Source organism: Croceivirga sp. JEA036, assembly GCF_011882165.1.
Taxonomy (GTDB): domain Bacteria; phylum Bacteroidota; class Bacteroidia; order Flavobacteriales; family Flavobacteriaceae; genus Croceivirga.
On record NZ_JAATON010000001.1, the window covers coordinates 669,095 to 685,286 of the forward strand.

Below are 16,192 nucleotides of genomic sequence, written 5' to 3' on the forward strand. Positions count from 1 at the left end.
ATACTTTAAAAATAGGTAATATATCTTTTTGGCTGTTAAGGCATTAGTTAAATTTAACCTGTACACAAGTACCTTGGCTTAAGTTGCTTTTAAGTAGTATAGTACTATTATTTGCTTTTGCCAACAAAATGGATGTTTGTAAGCCAACTCCGGTGCCTTTTTCCCTCTGTGTTCCTGGCAACGGGTCTAGTGTGATGTTTTTATAAATGTTATTTATTTTCTCCTGAGGAATTCCTGGTCCCGAGTCGCAAATTTCTATATACTTTTCTTCAGTATTACTGATAAGTTTGATAGTTATGATAGACGACGGTTCACTGTATTTTTTGGCATTAGAAAGTATATTGTCAATAATAACGGTCAAGTGGTTTTTGTCTATTTTAACCACTAAATAATCCTTCTGTAACCACTGAATTTTAATATTTTTTTCCTTCAATACGGTCTGCCTTTCTTTTAAAATCTGGTTGCATATATCGTATACATTAATTTTTACTTTAGTGGTTTTTAGGTTCCCCATATTGGCTTGTGCCCAAAGTTGTATATTTTTTAATGTAAAAGAGCTGTAATTAATGTTAGATTTCATTCGCTCTAAAACCTTTAAAACATCATCAGAAGAGATATAATTAGCTTTATATAATTCTAACGATTGTTGTAAGGTAAATATGGGAGAAGTTATGTCATGACCAATAATAGAAAGCAATTTGTTCTTATTGGCTACCTCTTGGTCTAGTTTTTTGTTTCTTTCTTGTTGTTTTCTTTTGGTAGCATAGATAAAAACAGAGAGTAAGATTAGATGTACAGCCAGCAGAATTATAATATTCCGGTAAATTTTATTGTTTGCAATCTTGTTATTGGCTTTTTCTTCTTCCTTTAATCGCTTTGCTTTATAACTTTCCTTCGCTTCTAAGATGAGCATGTTGGCATGGCTTTCTGAATTTAAAAGCGAATCGGATAATTTTTTTGATTCTTGTAAGTAGGCTAATGCACTTTCGGTATTTTTTGTTGCTAAAGCAATTTTATAACAGAGTTCAATACTTTGAACTTTGTTTAATAAATTTTTAGATGTTGTAGCAAGTTCTAGGGCTTTTGTTGCGTTTGCAGAGGCTAGATTAAATTCGCTTCTCTTTAAGTATATTTCCGCAAGACCTAAATAATTCTCTACTTTACGATCCCCAATATCTACCTGATTAAAATAACTGTTTGCCTTGTTAAAATACTTTTCAGCTTTTTCTAAATCGTTTTTATATAAATAAATGTAGCCAAGATTATTGTAGTTAAAAGTTATCCATGCAATCTCGTTTAAAGGATTTAATAGAGTTAGTGCATCTTTTGCCGCTTTTTCAGCTTTATGATAAGCCTTGTTGTGATATAAAATGAATGCTCTATTGCTTAAAACTTCTGCTTTAATAAAAGCATTATGGTAATCATCAAAAACGGCTAAGGCTTTAGTGTTGTAGTACAAAGCCTTATCGTACGCTCTTAATAGACTAAAAATGGTGCCAATATTCATGTTAAAAGTGGCAATCATTGCTTTGTCATTAATCTTTTGAGCCATGGTAAGACCTTCTTTAGCGGAGAGATAGGCTTTAGTATAATCTTGGGTAATAAATGCAACAATTAGTCTAAGGTTGTATATTTTAACTAATGTTGATGACGCATTTATGTCTTCTGCATTACAGATGGCGTCTTCAATAAAACGTGTTGCTTCTTTTTTATGTCCTTTTACAAAATGATAAAAACCTACATTGAGTTTGCCTAGTGCGATAGCATTTTTATCTGCGTGCTGTTTGCCATCTATAATTAGCTTTTCACCGTAAATTCTAAGGCTGTCATTGTTACGGTAGAGGTAGGTTTTACCAATTAGATACCGCAATTCAAAATAGGTGGAGTCACTTTTGTAATTAGGATTTTTCTTTTTTAGTTTTTGAATTTCTAGTTGTAAACTATCCCTTATTGCTGTTTGAGCGTTAACGGTTATACAAAAGCAAAAGAATAAACCAATACAAAGACTCAAAATACGTATTCCCCCAAATAGCATTCAGTTCTGTTTGTAATTAGTCTTAGAAGATTTAAAGTACTATTTTTTAATTTGATGCAGCGTATTTACCTCATATTTATTTAGCAATGGAAATGTAGTACAATTGCTTAAGAATGTTTGTAGGATAAAATGGTTATTTAATTAGTTGTAAACTAATACATTATAATTATTGGATTTAAATATTTTCTTTTTTTTGATAGAAAATAAAAAAAATAATTACCTTTGCATCCGCTTTAAATGGTGGTTGTAGCTCAGTTGGTTAGAGCGCCGGATTGTGGTTCCGGAGGTCGCCGGTTCGAACCCGGTCTTCCACCCTTGGTGAAACAAAAATCCTGACAACAATTGTCAGGATTTTTTATTTTATATCAACTTTTGAAACCAAATAAGCCCACTGCAGAGTGGGCTTATTTAGTATTTGAGTTTTCTTGGTTATTCTGCTTTATCTACTACTAACCTATTAGGTTTATTAGCAATTTCCCAAGCAGTATAAAAAACCAATTGCGTTCTATTTCTTAACAAATCGTAATTTATCTTATCTGGGGTATCTCCTGGTTTATGGTAATCTTCATGGGTACCATTAAAATAAAAAATAATTGGGATATTATTTTTAGCAAAATTGTAATGGTCACTTCTATAATAAAAACGATTAGGGTCATTCTCATCGTTATAGGTGTAATCTAATTCAATTTGCATGTATTTTTCATTGATGTTTTCTGATAATTCGTGCAATTCAGTACTTAATTTATCAGAACCAATAAGGTAAATGTAATTTCTGTTCCCTTCTCGTTTTGGGTCTATACGGCCAATCATATCAATATTTAAATCTACCACAGTTTGATTTAATGGAAAAATTGGGTCAAAATCTGTGTAATATTTGGAACCAAGAAGGCCTTTTTCTTCCCCTGTAACATGCAAAAAAACAATGGAGCGTTCTGGACCATGACCTTCGTCTTTAGCTTTTTTAAATGCTTGTGCCAGTTCTAAAAGGGCCACAGAACCAGAGCCATCATCGTCTGCACCATTATTAATCTGACCATCTGCAGAAACCCCAATGTGATCTAAATGAGAGGAAAGCACTACATATTCATTTGGTTTTGTTCTACCCTTAAGTATAGCCACTACATTTTCAGAATCAATAGTATCGTCTGTACTTTTTACATCTAGGGCAATGGATTTTTTAATAGTCTGAGTTTGGTCTATTGTTCCAATATTAGGAAGAATAGCCTTTACCATGTCGTCATTAAGCAATACAAGAAAGTTTTCTTTCACGGCTGCTTTTAGTTCCATCTTACCGCTATTATTAGTTTTCATGTAAGTGTAATATTGCTTAAATCGCGGATAATTTACTGGGTCATAATATAACAGGCCTACAGCACCATTGTCAAATGCTGCCTTAGAACGTAAACCTATAGACTCAGACATGTTACTCCAAGTAGATGTTTCTTGATTACCACTTATAATATAATTGCCTTCTGAGTTTTTTGGTTCACCACTTTTAACGAGTACCAGTTTACCTGTAACGTCTAAACCATTGTAATCAGAATAATTCTCGGTTTGTATGCCATAACCAGCGTAGACAATTTCATCACTATTGTAAATTGCTTTTGCCATGCTTACAAAGTCTGTACCTATGGTATATGTTTTACCTTCTATAGTAATGCTTCCTTCTGGAACTTTGCTTACTGCTAAGGGTACCTTCTGAAAATAATCGCCATCTTTTTTTGCTGCAGGAATACCTAATTCTTCATAAGCTGCTTTTAAATAGGCTATCGCTTTTTTCTGGCCTGGAGTTCCAGTTTCCCTACCTTCAAATTCATCAGAGGCATAGGTGTATAAATGGGTTTTTAAATCTTGTTCCGTAATAGTATTTGCATACGGTACAGGGTCTAATGCTTTAGTTTCAGTGCTATTTTCACTTACGGTAGGTTGTGAAGAATTACAACTAACAAGTAAAATAGCAAGTCCAAATAATGTTCTTTTCATATTCAAATTATCCTAATTTGTGCTAAAATAGCTAAATGTAAATGATTTACATCCACAAAAAATCATCAAAATTGGTTTTGTATCAGGATAAAAATATAACGATTACTTTCTGTGCTAAATGTTTTTAAATGCCAATTTTGCTTGTAATTTTGAACTATGATAAAAAACTACCAAGCAACTCTATTATTTTTTACTCTTTTGATTTTTAGTTTAGGTGCACAAGAAATTAAAACTTTTTCTACCCAAGATTTTGAGCTTAAGGGTAAGGTTAAATCTTGCCAAATTATTACTGATTATGGTAGCGAAATTTTGGATTTTGATGTTGATGGTCAGTTGGTAAAGTCTACTACTTCTTACAGTGAACAAGATAAGGATATTACCTATTACCGTTTTAAGGAGGGTTTTCTAAAAGAAATACGTTTAGAGAGTTATAAGGATAACACATTGGATCAGAGTTCTTCTATGGCTTATATCTATTCTATAGACACTACAGAAACAAAAAAAATAGTAGAACAAGTTATTTCTTACGATAAAGAATTTTTTGAAGCTCAGGAATACCAGTACAATAAGGAAGGTAGGTTGGTTAAAATTATTTCGTCTCATCAAAATGCTGTGGATGAAACTGTGGTAGAATATACCACTTTTAAAGACGAAGAAACTATTACGTATATAGAAAATGGCGTGTTACAAAACTCCATAAGAACTTCTTATAAAAAAGTGAGTCCTACAGCCAAACATAAAATTGTATTATCTAAAAATTTTGTTGATGGTGAACCTATGGAAGCAAATGAAAAAGTTTATGGGCCTAAAGGGAATTTATTAGCTCACCAACTTTTTAAATTTGACGGTAAAGAACAACAATTTAAACCTATTGAAAAACACACTTTTGTCTATGACAAAGAAGATGTGCTTCAAAAAGAGGTCATTATTGCAGGGAACGTTACATCTAAAAAAGAATATATTTTTCAGTTTGATAATAACACGCCCAAAAACTGGGTAAAAAAGATTTGTACACCAGGCAATGATTATACTACCCGAAAAATAACCTATTACCCAGAAGTAATAGAAAAACAGGTAGATTAAATTAAGCTCGGTAAGAGATTTTCGGGCATTTTATGGCCGCCCTGGAACGTTTTAATCGTACTGGTATTTCCAAATAATTTGTAGAGTTTTTCCTTTTCTAACACCGCTCTTTTGGAAGTAATGTATTGGTCTTCATCGCCATAAATCATTGTTACTTTAGTGTTTTTTAAATAATTAAAATCTTCAGGTTTTAATTCTTGTGGTATACTTCCTGCAATCAAAAAAAGATGTTGGGGTTCAAGTTTATTCTTAGACATCCACCGGAGTAATACAGATACTCCTTGAGAAAAACCTAAAAACACACTGCCAGATATAAATTTAGCTTTCTCCTTATCCCAAACCGCATTAAGGTAGCTATTTACATTTTGCATTTCTCTATCTGTGTATTCTTTGGTAAGCCAACTTGCGCCTACATATTTGTAATCATCCTTTAAATAGTATTTAGAAGGTGCTTCTGGGCAAACTATATAATTTTGCCCTTGTTCTAAGCCATTAAAATGTCTTAGAAAATAGCGACTTAAATACCCTATGCCATGTAAAACAAGCCAACTGTTCTTAGTTTTGGTAGTGTAAGCATTTAAGGTTTGGTAATGATTGCTGTGTTGGTAGGTAACTAATCTAGTTTCTGTGCTCATAGTACGCAAAGGTACTTGGGTTTGTCTTCTTAATCCGTAATTTTACAAAAAATACCTATGGAAACGCATAAAGAAAAAATACTTAAAGTTTGTAATGAGGTTTGTAAAAACACCCTTATGGAGACTTTAGATATTTCTTTTATAGATGTTGGTGAGAATTTTTTGATGGCAAAAATGCCAGTAACATCTAAAGTGTATCAGCCAGATGGAGTGTTGCACGGTGGGGCAACGGTAGCGCTGGCAGAAAGTGTAGGTAGTGCTGCTACATATATTTTTATGGACCAAAATAAATACATGATTAGGGGTTTAGAAATAAGCGCAAATCATGTTAAAAGTGTAAAGGATGGTTTTGTATATGCCAAAGCATCCATAATTCATAAAGGACGTACTACCCAACTATGGGAAATTAAAGTCACTAATGAAGCAGGGGGCTTAGTATCCTTATGCAAATTAACTACCATAGCCTTGCCAAAGCAGTAACTATGTGGTCACAATTAAAAGAAATTGCAGCTCAAGGATTGCCTTTTGTTTGTTTTAGAATGCCAAACTCTAATTTAATTAAGGTATATCAACAAAAAGATACAGCTTTAAACATTTTAAAAGATTTTGATAAAGTAGGCTTTGTTTTTGCTCCCTTTGATACTACCGAATTACCTACTATTTTCTTAACTAAAGATGCTACTTTAAGTTTTGAATATAGAATAGAAGAACCGAGGCGAAGCAACACTACGACAGATTTTCTAGAATCCGATAAGACCTCTTATCTCAATCGAATTAAAAAAGCGGTAACAGCAATTAAAGGGGGAGGCTACCAAAAAATAGTTTTATCTAGATCCATACAAGCACAGCTAAATAAAGATGCAACAACACACTATAAATCTTGTTTAGACAGCTATACTAATGCTTTTTGTTATTTGTTTTATCACCCCAGAGTTGGCACTTGGTTAGGGGCCACCCCAGAGCGTTTATGTAAGTTAAAGGGCAATACCATAAAAACAGCTTCTTTAGCAGGCACATGGGTTGCGGAGAATTCTTCTCTGCCAAATTGGGGGCAAAAGGAACTGGAAGAACAGCAAATGGTTACAGATTACATTATAGCCGCATTAAAACCTTTTTCAAAATCTGTTTCTGTTTCTAAAGTGCAGTCCGTAAAAGCAGGGAACTTATGGCATTTAAAAACCAATATAGAAGGGCAATTGCTAACCTCCCAATCTCTTTTACAAGTGGTGCAAGACCTGCATCCTACACCTGCGGTCTGCGGTATTCCAAAAATGGATGCTAAAAAATACATTTTACAAAATGAAGGCTATTCTAGAAGCTACTACACGGGTTATTTAGGTCCAGTAAATTCTTTGCATGGAGAAACAGAAATTTTTGTGAATTTACGTTGTATGCAGCTGTCTGCAACGGATGCTACTATTTATGTTGGTGGTGGTATTACTAAAGACTCTATACCAGAAAATGAATGGGAAGAAACACAGGCAAAGTCCAAAACAATGGGGGCATTACTTTCCTAAAAACTACTAGTAAAAGCAGTAAGTAGGTTGTATTTTTGTACGGCATGAAAATATCTAACATCCCTTCCGCACAAGCCTTAGTAAAAGCTTGTAAGTTTTATGGAATAGAACATATTGTTATTTCTCCAGGTTCAAGGAACGCTCCGCTTACTATTAGCTTTACCAAAGACAATTATTTTACCTGTTTTAGTATTGTAGATGAACGTAGTGCAGCATTTTTTGCCTTAGGGATGGCGCAGCAATTAGTTAAACCTGTTGCTATTCTTTGTACCTCTGGCAGTGCTTTGTTAAATTACTATCCAGCAATAGCAGAAGCTTTTTATAGTGAAGTTCCTATTCTAGCGTTGACTGCTGATAGGCCTCCATATAAAATTGACGTAGGGGATGGGCAAACCATTAGACAAGACCACGTTTTTCATAGACATATTGGGTACTCTGCAAATCTAAAAATAGACGTAGACCATGCTACAGACCGATTGCAAAGATATGCACCTAACTATTTACAACAAACACAAGAGCAAATAGAGGATTATAACAGACAAGAAACGGCAAAGGCTTTTTCTGTGCTGTTTAAACAAAAACTACCTGTACATATAAATATTCCTTTTGAAGAACCTTTGTATGGCACTACAACCCTAGAAGCTAAGGATGTGCCATCAATATCATTAGTTAAGACTCCGGAGACAGAAGTTTTTTCTAAAGACGATGTAGCGTATTGGTCCAAAAGTCAAAAAAAAATGGTGTTGGTAGGGGTAGATTCTCCTAATGCCGTGGAACAGCAATGGATAGATAAATTGGCAAAAGACCCTTCTGTGGTCATATTTACGGAAACCACGAGTAACCTGCATCATCCAAATTGTTTTTACAGTATTGATAGCATTTTATTTCCAATTGAAAAATCAAGTAATAGAACTGAACTTTCTGAAATGCTTCAACCAGATATCCTTATCACTTTTGGCGGGTTGGTCGTTTCAAAAAAAATCAAAGCTTTTTTAAGAGAATATCAACCTAAAAAACATTGGCATCTGGGGGGTGTAAAGGCTAATGATACTTTTTTTTGCTTAACTAGGCATTTAAAAGGGAATGTTAATAGTTTGTTGAATCAATTGATATCTAATACAAAGTACTCAACAAGTGAATATTACCCATTTTGGTCTCTAAAAAGGCAAGCATATCAACAAAAAAGAACCACTTATCTAAAAAAAATCCCGTTTTCAGATTTCAAAGCTTTCAGTATCATTTTTTCACATCTAAACAGTCCAAAACAGGTGCATTTATCTAATAGTTCTACAGTACGGTATGCACAGCTTTTTCCAGTACATAAGGATTTAGAGGTCTATTGCAATAGAGGAACAAGTGGTATAGATGGTAGTTCTAGCACTGCAGTTGGTGCCGCAGTATTTGCCGAAAAACCAACGCTACTTATTACTGGAGACTTAAGTTTTTTATATGATAGTAATGCATTTTGGAATCATTATCTAAGGAAGGATTTTAAGGTAATAGTAATTAATAATGGTGGTGGCGGTATTTTTAGAATTTTACCAGGGTTTGATGGTTCTGAAACATTTTCTACTTATTTTGAAACACAACATAAGTACGCGGCAACGCATCTATGCGCACATTACGGTATGGAATATTTTAGTGCTGCAGATGAAACAACCTTGTTGAATAATATAGATTCGTTTTTAGATTGGGAAAATTCACCCGCATTGTTAGAAATTTTCACACCTACAGAAGAAAACAACAAAATTTTGCTTGATTATTTTGATTTCATATCTTAGAAGCATTGATAAACATTTAAAAACACTAACAATCATGAGTAAAAGAGACGAATTAATAGAAAAGTACGCTGCAGACATTAAGGAGAAATTTGGAGAAACTCCAGATATGGACTTGTTAACTAAAGTTGCAATAGGTTTAGGGCCAGCTATCTATAATAATGACGCCTCTAAAGTTTCTGGTAGTGATGATAAGGAGCTAGAGACGGTAAAGAAGAACTTTTTAATGAAAAAATTAGGTCTTGCAGATAGCCCAGAATTGATGGATGCAATCCATTCAGTGATAGAAAAATATGGTAAATCTGTAAAGAGCAAACACAGAGCTGTAGTATATTATCAATTAGCAAAGCATTTTGGTAAAGAGTCTATCTACAACTAAGAAAGACTTTATATAATTTTGGAACCGTGCCCAAGGGCACGGTTTTTTTTTTAGAAATATGATAAAAATAGGTGATTACAATACATTAGAGGTTTTAAGAAGTACCAGTGTGGGTATTTTTTTAGGTGATGAGGAGGGTACAGAAATTCTGTTGCCCAATAAATATGTACCAGAAAACATAGAACAAGGGCAAATGCTTACCGTTTTTTGTTATTTAGACCATATGGAGCGGCCCATTGCAACAACCTTAAATCCTTATATAAAGCGTGGCGATTTTTCTTTATTAGAGGTAGTAGAAATAAATAATATTGGAGCATTTGCAGATTGGGGTTTAGAAAAACAATTATTAATCCCTTATAGAGAGCAACAAACCAAAGTTGAGGAAGGTAAAAAGTACATAGTACATTGTTTTATGGACGAAAAAAGCTTTCGTCTGGTAGGTAGTACTAAAATTGATAGGTTCTTAGTCAATGCTGAAATGGATCTAGAAGTAGGGCAAGAAGTAGCTATTTTGGTTTATAAAAAAACAGAATTAGGCTGGTCTGTAGCCATAAATGATAAACACCAAGGTTTAATATTTGCAAATGAAGTCTTTAAACAAATTGCCATAGGTGACCGCCTAACAGGCTATATAAAACAAATAAGAGAAGACCAAAAGGTAGATGTGAGTTTGCAACCGACAGGGGTTCAGCTTTTAGATGCTGCTGCAGATACTATATTATCTAAATTAAAGCAAGGACACGGTTTTTTGCCACTGCATGATAAATCTTCTCCGGATGAAATAAAAAGGGAGTTGGAGCTTAGTAAAAAAGCTTTTAAAAAGGGAGTGGGAATTTTATATAAAAAGCGTTTAATAGTTTTGGAAGAAGATGGCATTCGTCTTTTAGCAGAAGATTAAGTTTGTTTGCATAATTAATTCATAACTATTATTTTAGAAATAGACTAGTATATTTTTTAACTTTTCTTAAAAATTCTAATTTTGCAACATAATGCTGTTGTAATATAAAATATTAGAGAGCGAAGAGGAGTAGAACGAATAACCCCCAGAACAAGATGCCATTTATAGAAGAAAATGATTTATTAGACTTACATAAGGATATAGAAAAGTCTCAAATTATAAATGAAAGATTACTTGATCAAATTAAGTTCAAGAATAAAGATTTAAAGAAAATCCGAATTCAACGTAATATTCTTGTGGGCATTACTACACTTTTTGTCTTAGGATTAATTGGTATAACTTCTTTTTCTGCTGGCTTAGGAATAAGCAAATCTAACAGAAATCAAAACAACCTTTTGGTTTCCATAGACAGTTTAGATGCAATTAAAGCCAGAATAGATAATCTTAAAGAGCAAAACCAAGAATTGAGTTTGGTTAACGAATTTTATTTAGCCAAGCAATACTTAGAAAAGGAAAAAATTTACTCGGTTCAGATAAAGTCTTTTGTAGAAAACAACGCTACTTTAGCATCAGAAGCATTAACTAACACCCTTTTTGTTAAGACCAATCCATTTTATGCCTATTCTTTGGGTACATTTGAAACACTAGAAGAAGCTCAAAAGTTTAGAAAAGAACTAGTAGATTTAGGCTTTAATGATGCCTTTGTGGCATCCTATCAAGATGGTAAAAGATTACAAATAGAAGACCCCTACTAGAATTGAAAAAAGTTAAGGCTTGGTTAAGTGCAGCGCGCCTTCGTACGCTGCCTTTATCCGTATCTGGAATAATAGTTGGCACAGCCATTGCTAATTACAAGGGTTTTCAGGACAATTTACTTTTTACACTTTGTTTGCTCACTACAATAGCATTTCAAATATTATCAAACTTTGCCAATGACTATGGTGATGGTGTAAAGGGTACGGATAATGAGGAGCGTTTAGGTCCAGCTAGGGCTTTACAAAGTGGTTTGTTGACGGATAAGGAATTGAAAAAAGGTATTATTACAACGGCAATAATTAGTCTTGTCTTAGCCGTAAGTTTAATTTTATGCGCCTTTAATTTAAACGAACTCCTTTTTGTTTTACTCTTTCTATTTCTTGGTATGGCATCGGTTTGGGCGGCAATTAAATATACAGTAGGAGATAATGCATACGGCTATAGAGGAATGGGCGATGTATTTGTTTTTTTATTCTTCGGATTGTTGGCTGTACTGGGGACCATTTTTTTGTATGAAAAGGGGATAGATTGGGCAGCTGTTTTACCAGCCATAACCATAGGATTTTTGTGTGTTGGCGTACTCAACTTAAATAATCTTAGAGATGTAAACTCAGATACTAAAAGTGGTAAGCAAACCTTGGTTGTAAAAATGGGTTATAGGAACGGTAAAATTTACCATACTTTACTCGTTTTTATTAGTCTTATTTGTTTGCTAGTTTATTGGTGTCTAAGTTTAAATTCTGTAGCAATTCTCTGGATTTTTATACCCTATATAGTTATAGGCTTGCACCTTAGCAAAGTCTGGCGAACTGCTGCACCTAAGGATTTAGATCCAGAGCTTAAAAAATTAGCATTGAGTACCTTTGGTCTTGCAATGTTAATTTATTTTGCTATGAATTATTTTTTGTAATTTTGATGTTAAACATATCTAAAACCATCCTATTTTGGAACATCCTATAAAGATACTTATTGTAGAGGATAATGTAATCATCGCAGATGATATGCAATCAATGTTAGAAGAGATTGGATATGAGGTTGTGGACAATGTAATTGTATATGAGCAAGCAGTTGAAGTGCTTAAGAACAATCACGTAGATCTTGTATTGATAGATATCATTTTAGCATCAGATAAAACTGGTATTGATTTAGGGAAGCATATACGTAAGAACTATAACATACCATTCATTTTTGTAACCTCTAACTCTGATAAAGCAACTGTAGAAAATGCTAAGACGGTTAAACCAGACGGCTACTTGGTTAAACCTTTTGAGCAGCAAGATTTATATACTTCTATAGAAATAGCATTATCTAATTTTAATTATGCCCAAAAGGCTGCAGAAAAAACTGATTTAGAAAACAAGGCAGGAGAAGAAGGATTTACTTCTAATTCTGTACTTAAGGATTCTATTTTCGTTAAGAAACAACATTTATACTATAGAATTCAGTTTGGCGATATTCAATTTATAAAGGCGGATAATGTGTATTTAGAAGTAAATACGGTAGATAAAAAGTTTTTAGTACGTTCGCCTTTAAAAGATTATTTAGAGAAACTACCAAAGGATAAGTTTTTTAGAGCACATAAGTCTTATATTGTTAATGTAGACCACATTGATGCTATTAATTCTAAAGACATAATGATTAATAATCAATTGATTCCAATTTCCAAAGAATTTAAAGAATTCATTATCTCTAGTATGAATTCGTAAACTAATACCACTTAAAAAGTATAAAAAGCACCTAAGTAATTAGGTGCTTTTTTTATTTAAAATCAACTTTTATAAGCTACACCACAACTTACCATTCCTTTGCAACATATATTATTTTAAAATGGTATGTGTAGGTACTTTTGGAGTGTAATTAAAATTCTAAAAAGAAGTATAATTTTTTCATTTTCATATAGTGTTCTCGTAAGAAAGGTCTCGTTGGTAAAGCGAGACCTTTCTGTTTTTAATTACAAACAAAAGCTCTTTTTATAGCGTTGAAAACCGACCAAAAGCAAGACTAATTCTGTGCTGTTACCTTTCACAACAAAATAACTCTCTTTCACAACATATTAAAGGATGCCTTTCTAAATAGGCCTACTTTTGATACTGTTCTTAAGGAACACCCAAATCTTATCTTTAAATATTAATTGAATGGCAGACTGTGCATCTTGCATGCACAGTCTTTTTTTAAGGACTTTTTGGCTTTAAAATAGACGTCAGGATGTTAATTTTGCGCAAATTTTCCCTCTAAAGCTATGTATTGGCACTTAAAATGATAAAAGTGAACATTTTATCACAAGTTTTTATGTCAATTGACAATAATTGAACACAGTATTACGTAGACTATTATATGAAACCAAAACAACAAACAGTACTAACCTTCTTCTTCTCTTTTATTTTTGGAGGATATCTGCTTTGTGCGCAAACGACCAACAAAACAGAAAATCCACTAGACCAATTTCAAGAGTTTACCAGTCCAGAAGAGAAACTAGATTACTTTTTTAAAACTCCTAATAGATATACACAAAGTTCTGCTTATGATTGGTTAGAATCTGTACGTGTTTCCTTAAACACTTCAGAAAAAACCAATGATAGCACAGGTATATTGGCATATAAACTTATGGAGGCCAAGTTGTATAGTGATATTGGGGATAATGATAAAAGTATTGCGATAGCAAAAGAATTGTACAATAAAACTGATACGGTCGATTTAAATAAGATGACCTTATTATTAGAGCTAATGGATGAGAATTACCATAAGCTGCAGATGTACGATAAGCAGATAGAGATTAGAGAACTAAAAAAGGGATTAGGCCTCACAGAAAATGTAGCGTTCTATGATATTTATGCTAGTATGGGTCTGTATAGACAAGCCATGAAGCAATATATAATGGATGTTAAACCTACCATCCCTGATAATGATTATTATGCATTTGCAGAGTTTTATAATAAAGTTGGGTACTATTTATATCAAGATAAAAGTGCACCTACCGCTTTAAATGAGTTTAATAAATCTATATCGTTTTTAAATTTATATGTAAATGATATCTCAATTCAGAAATCTGAAGGTGAGATATTTAAAGCGGAAGCATTACGCGCAGAAGTAGAAGGAAATATAGGGAAGAGTCAAGTACTGTTAAAACAATATATAGAGGCAATACCTAACTTAAATAGTAGTATTAAAACCTTTAAAGAATTTAATCAGGGAGAATTTAGCCCTGCGATTGTTGAAAATACTTTAAATCTGGCAGAAGCACATCTGCAATTAGATAATAACAAAACAGCAAAAAAACTTTTAGAAGAAGAGTTTGAAGTTATTAATGTTGAGCAGCAAATCAAAAGAAATAGACTTTTGGCTGCATATTATGACAAGATAGAAAACTATAAAAGTGCAGCACAATTTTATAAGAGAAACGCTTTTATAAAAGATTCATTAAAAGCTACAGAAGTATCTATTTTAAAACAGCAGTTGGTGGCTATAGTTGGGACTTCTGATTTAGAAAATTCTAGAAAACTGATTAACGAGCAAAAAGTTGCCAACGAAAAAATTAGAAACGACCTTAAAGCAAAGGACGAGCGTATTTATTTGGTTCTTATATCCTTGGTATTTACTGTTTTAGGATTGATAGGATTAGTATATGCTTATGCAAAAAGTATAAAAAACCAAAGATTAATTGCAGAGCAAAAGCATTTTATAGAAGATTCTTTGAAAGAGAAAGAATCCCTACTAAGAGAAATACACCATAGAGTTAAAAATAACCTACAAATGGTTTCTAGCTTATTGAGTTTGCAAACTAGAAACACCAAAAGCAAAGCTGCTATAGAGGCTTTGGAAGAAGGTAAAAGTAGGGTGAAGGCTATGGCCCTGATTCACCAAAAACTTTATCAGAATGAAGACCTTTCATACATTGAAATGCAAGGCTATATAGAGAGCTTGATTAATAGTGTACAGTCGGTTTACAAAAAAGGAGGACATAACATAAACATTACTGTAGATGCAGAGGGAACAGAGCTAGACATAGACCGTGCTATTCCGTTTGGATTAATTTTAAATGAATTGGTTTCTAACACGTTCAAATACGCTTTTCCAGAAGGAGATGACAATGGTAAAATTTATATCCACCTTAGAAAAGAAGGGGATCAAGGTTATTTTGAATATTCAGATAATGGAATTGGCTTACCAGAAGACATGGACGAGCGTAGTAACTCATCCATGGGCTTTAGATTGATGAACCGTCTGGTAAATCAGCTTAAATCTAAATTAAATGTAGACCGTACTACGCAAGGGGTACGTTATTGGTTCAATTTTTATTAAAGGTTCAACGTACCGCACTTTTTAAAACTATTCTGTGTAACAGCTTGGGAAAGAAACGTTTTAGGAAAATTCCTTTTGTTTCTTTTCCTCCTATATATACCTCGAATTTTTGTTTTTCTAAAGCACGTACCATTTGTGTTGCAAAGCTATTGGGTGGCATTCCATTTGCTGTTGCGTCGTCATTTTTACCTTGTTTAGAACCATCACCAACAACCGCATTCTTAGCAATTTCGGTAGCTACAAATCCTGGGCATACTAAGCATACCTGTATACCATCTTTTTCATGTTCCATTCGTAATGCATCGAAAAAACCGTGTAGTGCATGTTTAGCACCGCAATAACCAGACCTATAGGGAGAGGCAAATTTACCCATCAAACTAGTTATTACAGCAAATTGGCCAAATCCTTGTTGTACAAAATAGGGGAGTAGTGCTTTGCTTAATGCTATAGTACCTAAGTAATTAACATCCATAAGCTTTTTATACACGCTTAGTTCGGTCTCTAAAATAAGAGAGCGTTGGCTAATGCCAGCATTGTTAATCAAAACATCAATCTTACCAAAAAAAGATAATGCCTTTTCCGCCAGTATAGGAAAAGTAGCTACTTGTTCTAAATCTAAAGGCAATACATAATTATCGTCTGGATTGGTACAGTTTTTACGAACTTTTTCTAGTGCTTCAAAATTCCGAGCAGACAAGATAAGTTTACAATTCTTAGCACTTAAATGTAGTGCAAGTGCTTTTCCAATTCCGGAAGATGCCCCAGTTAGCCAAACTACTTTACCGTCAATTCTATTCATGGTACAATTTTGCTGCAGAATATAGTTAAA

14 protein-coding genes and 1 tRNA gene are annotated in these 16,192 nt (G+C 33.3%); 11 read left to right on the top strand and 4 right to left on the bottom strand.

Annotated elements, in window-relative coordinates; translation table 11 throughout:
- Window positions 1-43 precede the first annotated feature (43 nt).
- Window positions 44-2,035: a sensor histidine kinase gene (locus HCO57_RS02575; RefSeq protein ID WP_167987713.1), complete on the bottom strand. Its 1,992-nt coding sequence runs from the start codon at window positions 2,033-2,035 to the stop codon at window positions 44-46.
- Window positions 2,036-2,274: 239 nt separating this feature from the next.
- On the opposite strand from HCO57_RS02575, the gene HCO57_RS02580 reads away from it, so the two are divergent.
- Window positions 2,275-2,350: transfer RNA gene (locus HCO57_RS02580), tRNA-His, on the top strand.
- Between the two features lie 114 nt (window positions 2,351-2,464).
- On the opposite strand, the gene HCO57_RS02585 is transcribed toward HCO57_RS02580, so the two are convergent.
- The gene (locus HCO57_RS02585) at window positions 2,465-4,018 is read right to left on the bottom strand and encodes a M28 family peptidase (RefSeq protein ID WP_167987714.1); all 1,554 of its coding nucleotides are present in this window, start codon (window positions 4,016-4,018) and stop codon (window positions 2,465-2,467) included.
- 156 nt (window positions 4,019-4,174) lie between these two features.
- Between HCO57_RS02585 and HCO57_RS02590 the strand changes: the two genes are divergently transcribed.
- Window positions 4,175-5,101, top strand: coding sequence for a hypothetical protein (locus tag HCO57_RS02590; protein WP_167987715.1), 927 nt, complete (start codon window positions 4,175-4,177; stop codon window positions 5,099-5,101).
- Here the strand turns inward: HCO57_RS02590 and HCO57_RS02595 are convergent.
- Window positions 5,098-5,736 (bottom strand): alpha/beta hydrolase, encoded by a 639-nt coding sequence (locus HCO57_RS02595; RefSeq protein ID WP_167987716.1) that lies wholly within the window; start codon window positions 5,734-5,736, stop codon window positions 5,098-5,100. The two genes, HCO57_RS02590 and HCO57_RS02595, sit on opposite strands and share 4 nt — an antisense overlap.
- Before the next feature lie 57 nt (window positions 5,737-5,793).
- On the opposite strand from HCO57_RS02595, the gene HCO57_RS02600 reads away from it, so the two are divergent.
- From HCO57_RS02600 to HCO57_RS02640, 9 genes are all read left to right on the top strand, one after another.
- Window positions 5,794-6,216, top strand: a complete 423-nt coding sequence (locus tag HCO57_RS02600; RefSeq protein WP_167987717.1) for a PaaI family thioesterase — start codon at window positions 5,794-5,796, stop codon at window positions 6,214-6,216.
- A 2-nt stretch (window positions 6,217-6,218) separates the two neighbouring features.
- Window positions 6,219-7,253: a chorismate-binding protein gene (locus tag HCO57_RS02605; RefSeq protein ID WP_167987718.1), complete on the top strand. Its 1,035-nt coding sequence runs from the start codon at window positions 6,219-6,221 to the stop codon at window positions 7,251-7,253.
- 44 nt (window positions 7,254-7,297) lie between these two features.
- Window positions 7,298-9,034 (top strand): 2-succinyl-5-enolpyruvyl-6-hydroxy-3-cyclohexene-1-carboxylic-acid synthase, encoded by a 1,737-nt coding sequence (gene menD, locus HCO57_RS02610; RefSeq protein ID WP_167987719.1) that lies wholly within the window; start codon window positions 7,298-7,300, stop codon window positions 9,032-9,034.
- Window positions 9,035-9,068: 34 nt separating this feature from the next.
- Window positions 9,069-9,410: a DUF2853 family protein gene (locus HCO57_RS02615; RefSeq protein WP_136950052.1), complete on the top strand. Its 342-nt coding sequence runs from the start codon at window positions 9,069-9,071 to the stop codon at window positions 9,408-9,410.
- 58 nt (window positions 9,411-9,468) lie between these two features.
- Window positions 9,469-10,308 carry a S1 RNA-binding domain-containing protein gene (locus HCO57_RS02620; RefSeq protein ID WP_167987720.1) on the top strand — a complete coding sequence of 280 codons (840 nt, stop codon included), beginning with the start codon at window positions 9,469-9,471 and terminating at the stop codon, window positions 10,306-10,308.
- 155 nt (window positions 10,309-10,463) lie between these two features.
- Window positions 10,464-11,063: an SPOR domain-containing protein gene (locus tag HCO57_RS02625; protein ID WP_136950050.1), complete on the top strand. Its 600-nt coding sequence runs from the start codon at window positions 10,464-10,466 to the stop codon at window positions 11,061-11,063.
- Between the two features lie 2 nt (window positions 11,064-11,065).
- Window positions 11,066-11,974 (top strand): 1,4-dihydroxy-2-naphthoate octaprenyltransferase, encoded by a 909-nt coding sequence (gene menA / locus HCO57_RS02630; protein ID WP_167987721.1) that lies wholly within the window; start codon window positions 11,066-11,068, stop codon window positions 11,972-11,974.
- Window positions 11,975-12,008: 34 nt separating this feature from the next.
- Entirely contained in the window at window positions 12,009-12,770 is a 762-nt protein-coding gene (locus HCO57_RS02635; protein WP_136950048.1) for a LytR/AlgR family response regulator transcription factor, read from the top strand.
- Window positions 12,771-13,398: 628 nt separating this feature from the next.
- Window positions 13,399-15,363, top strand: coding sequence for a sensor histidine kinase (locus HCO57_RS02640; protein ID WP_167987722.1), 1,965 nt, complete (start codon window positions 13,399-13,401; stop codon window positions 15,361-15,363).
- Window positions 15,364-15,367: 4 nt separating this feature from the next.
- Here HCO57_RS02640 and HCO57_RS02645 read toward each other — a convergent pair whose 3' ends face one another.
- Window positions 15,368-16,162 (bottom strand): SDR family oxidoreductase, encoded by a 795-nt coding sequence (locus HCO57_RS02645; protein ID WP_167987723.1) that lies wholly within the window; start codon window positions 16,160-16,162, stop codon window positions 15,368-15,370.
- Window positions 16,163-16,192: the final 30 nt, after the last annotated feature.

Bases quoted from the DNA above. Each gene is read 5' to 3' on its own strand.
- HCO57_RS02605 (WP_167987718.1), top strand. From the start codon at position 6,219: ATGTGGTCACAATTAAAAGAAATTGCAGCTCAAGGATTGCCTTTTGTT.
- HCO57_RS02590 (WP_167987715.1), top strand. From the start codon at position 4,175: ATGATAAAAAACTACCAAGCAACTCTATTATTTTTTACTCTTTTGATT.
- HCO57_RS02600 (WP_167987717.1), top strand. From the start codon at position 5,794: ATGGAAACGCATAAAGAAAAAATACTTAAAGTTTGTAATGAGGTTTGT.
- HCO57_RS02585 (WP_167987714.1), bottom strand. From the start codon at position 4,018: ATGAAAAGAACATTATTTGGACTTGCTATTTTACTTGTTAGTTGTAAT.
- HCO57_RS02640 (WP_167987722.1), top strand. From the start codon at position 13,399: ATGAAACCAAAACAACAAACAGTACTAACCTTCTTCTTCTCTTTTATT.
- HCO57_RS02575 (WP_167987713.1), bottom strand. From the start codon at position 2,035: ATGCTATTTGGGGGAATACGTATTTTGAGTCTTTGTATTGGTTTATTC.
- HCO57_RS02620 (WP_167987720.1), top strand. From the start codon at position 9,469: ATGATAAAAATAGGTGATTACAATACATTAGAGGTTTTAAGAAGTACC.
- HCO57_RS02615 (WP_136950052.1), top strand. From the start codon at position 9,069: ATGAGTAAAAGAGACGAATTAATAGAAAAGTACGCTGCAGACATTAAG.
- HCO57_RS02625 (WP_136950050.1), top strand. From the start codon at position 10,464: ATGCCATTTATAGAAGAAAATGATTTATTAGACTTACATAAGGATATA.
- menD (WP_167987719.1), top strand. From the start codon at position 7,298: ATGAAAATATCTAACATCCCTTCCGCACAAGCCTTAGTAAAAGCTTGT.
- HCO57_RS02595 (WP_167987716.1), bottom strand. From the start codon at position 5,736: ATGAGCACAGAAACTAGATTAGTTACCTACCAACACAGCAATCATTAC.
- HCO57_RS02645 (WP_167987723.1), bottom strand. From the start codon at position 16,162: ATGAATAGAATTGACGGTAAAGTAGTTTGGCTAACTGGGGCATCTTCC.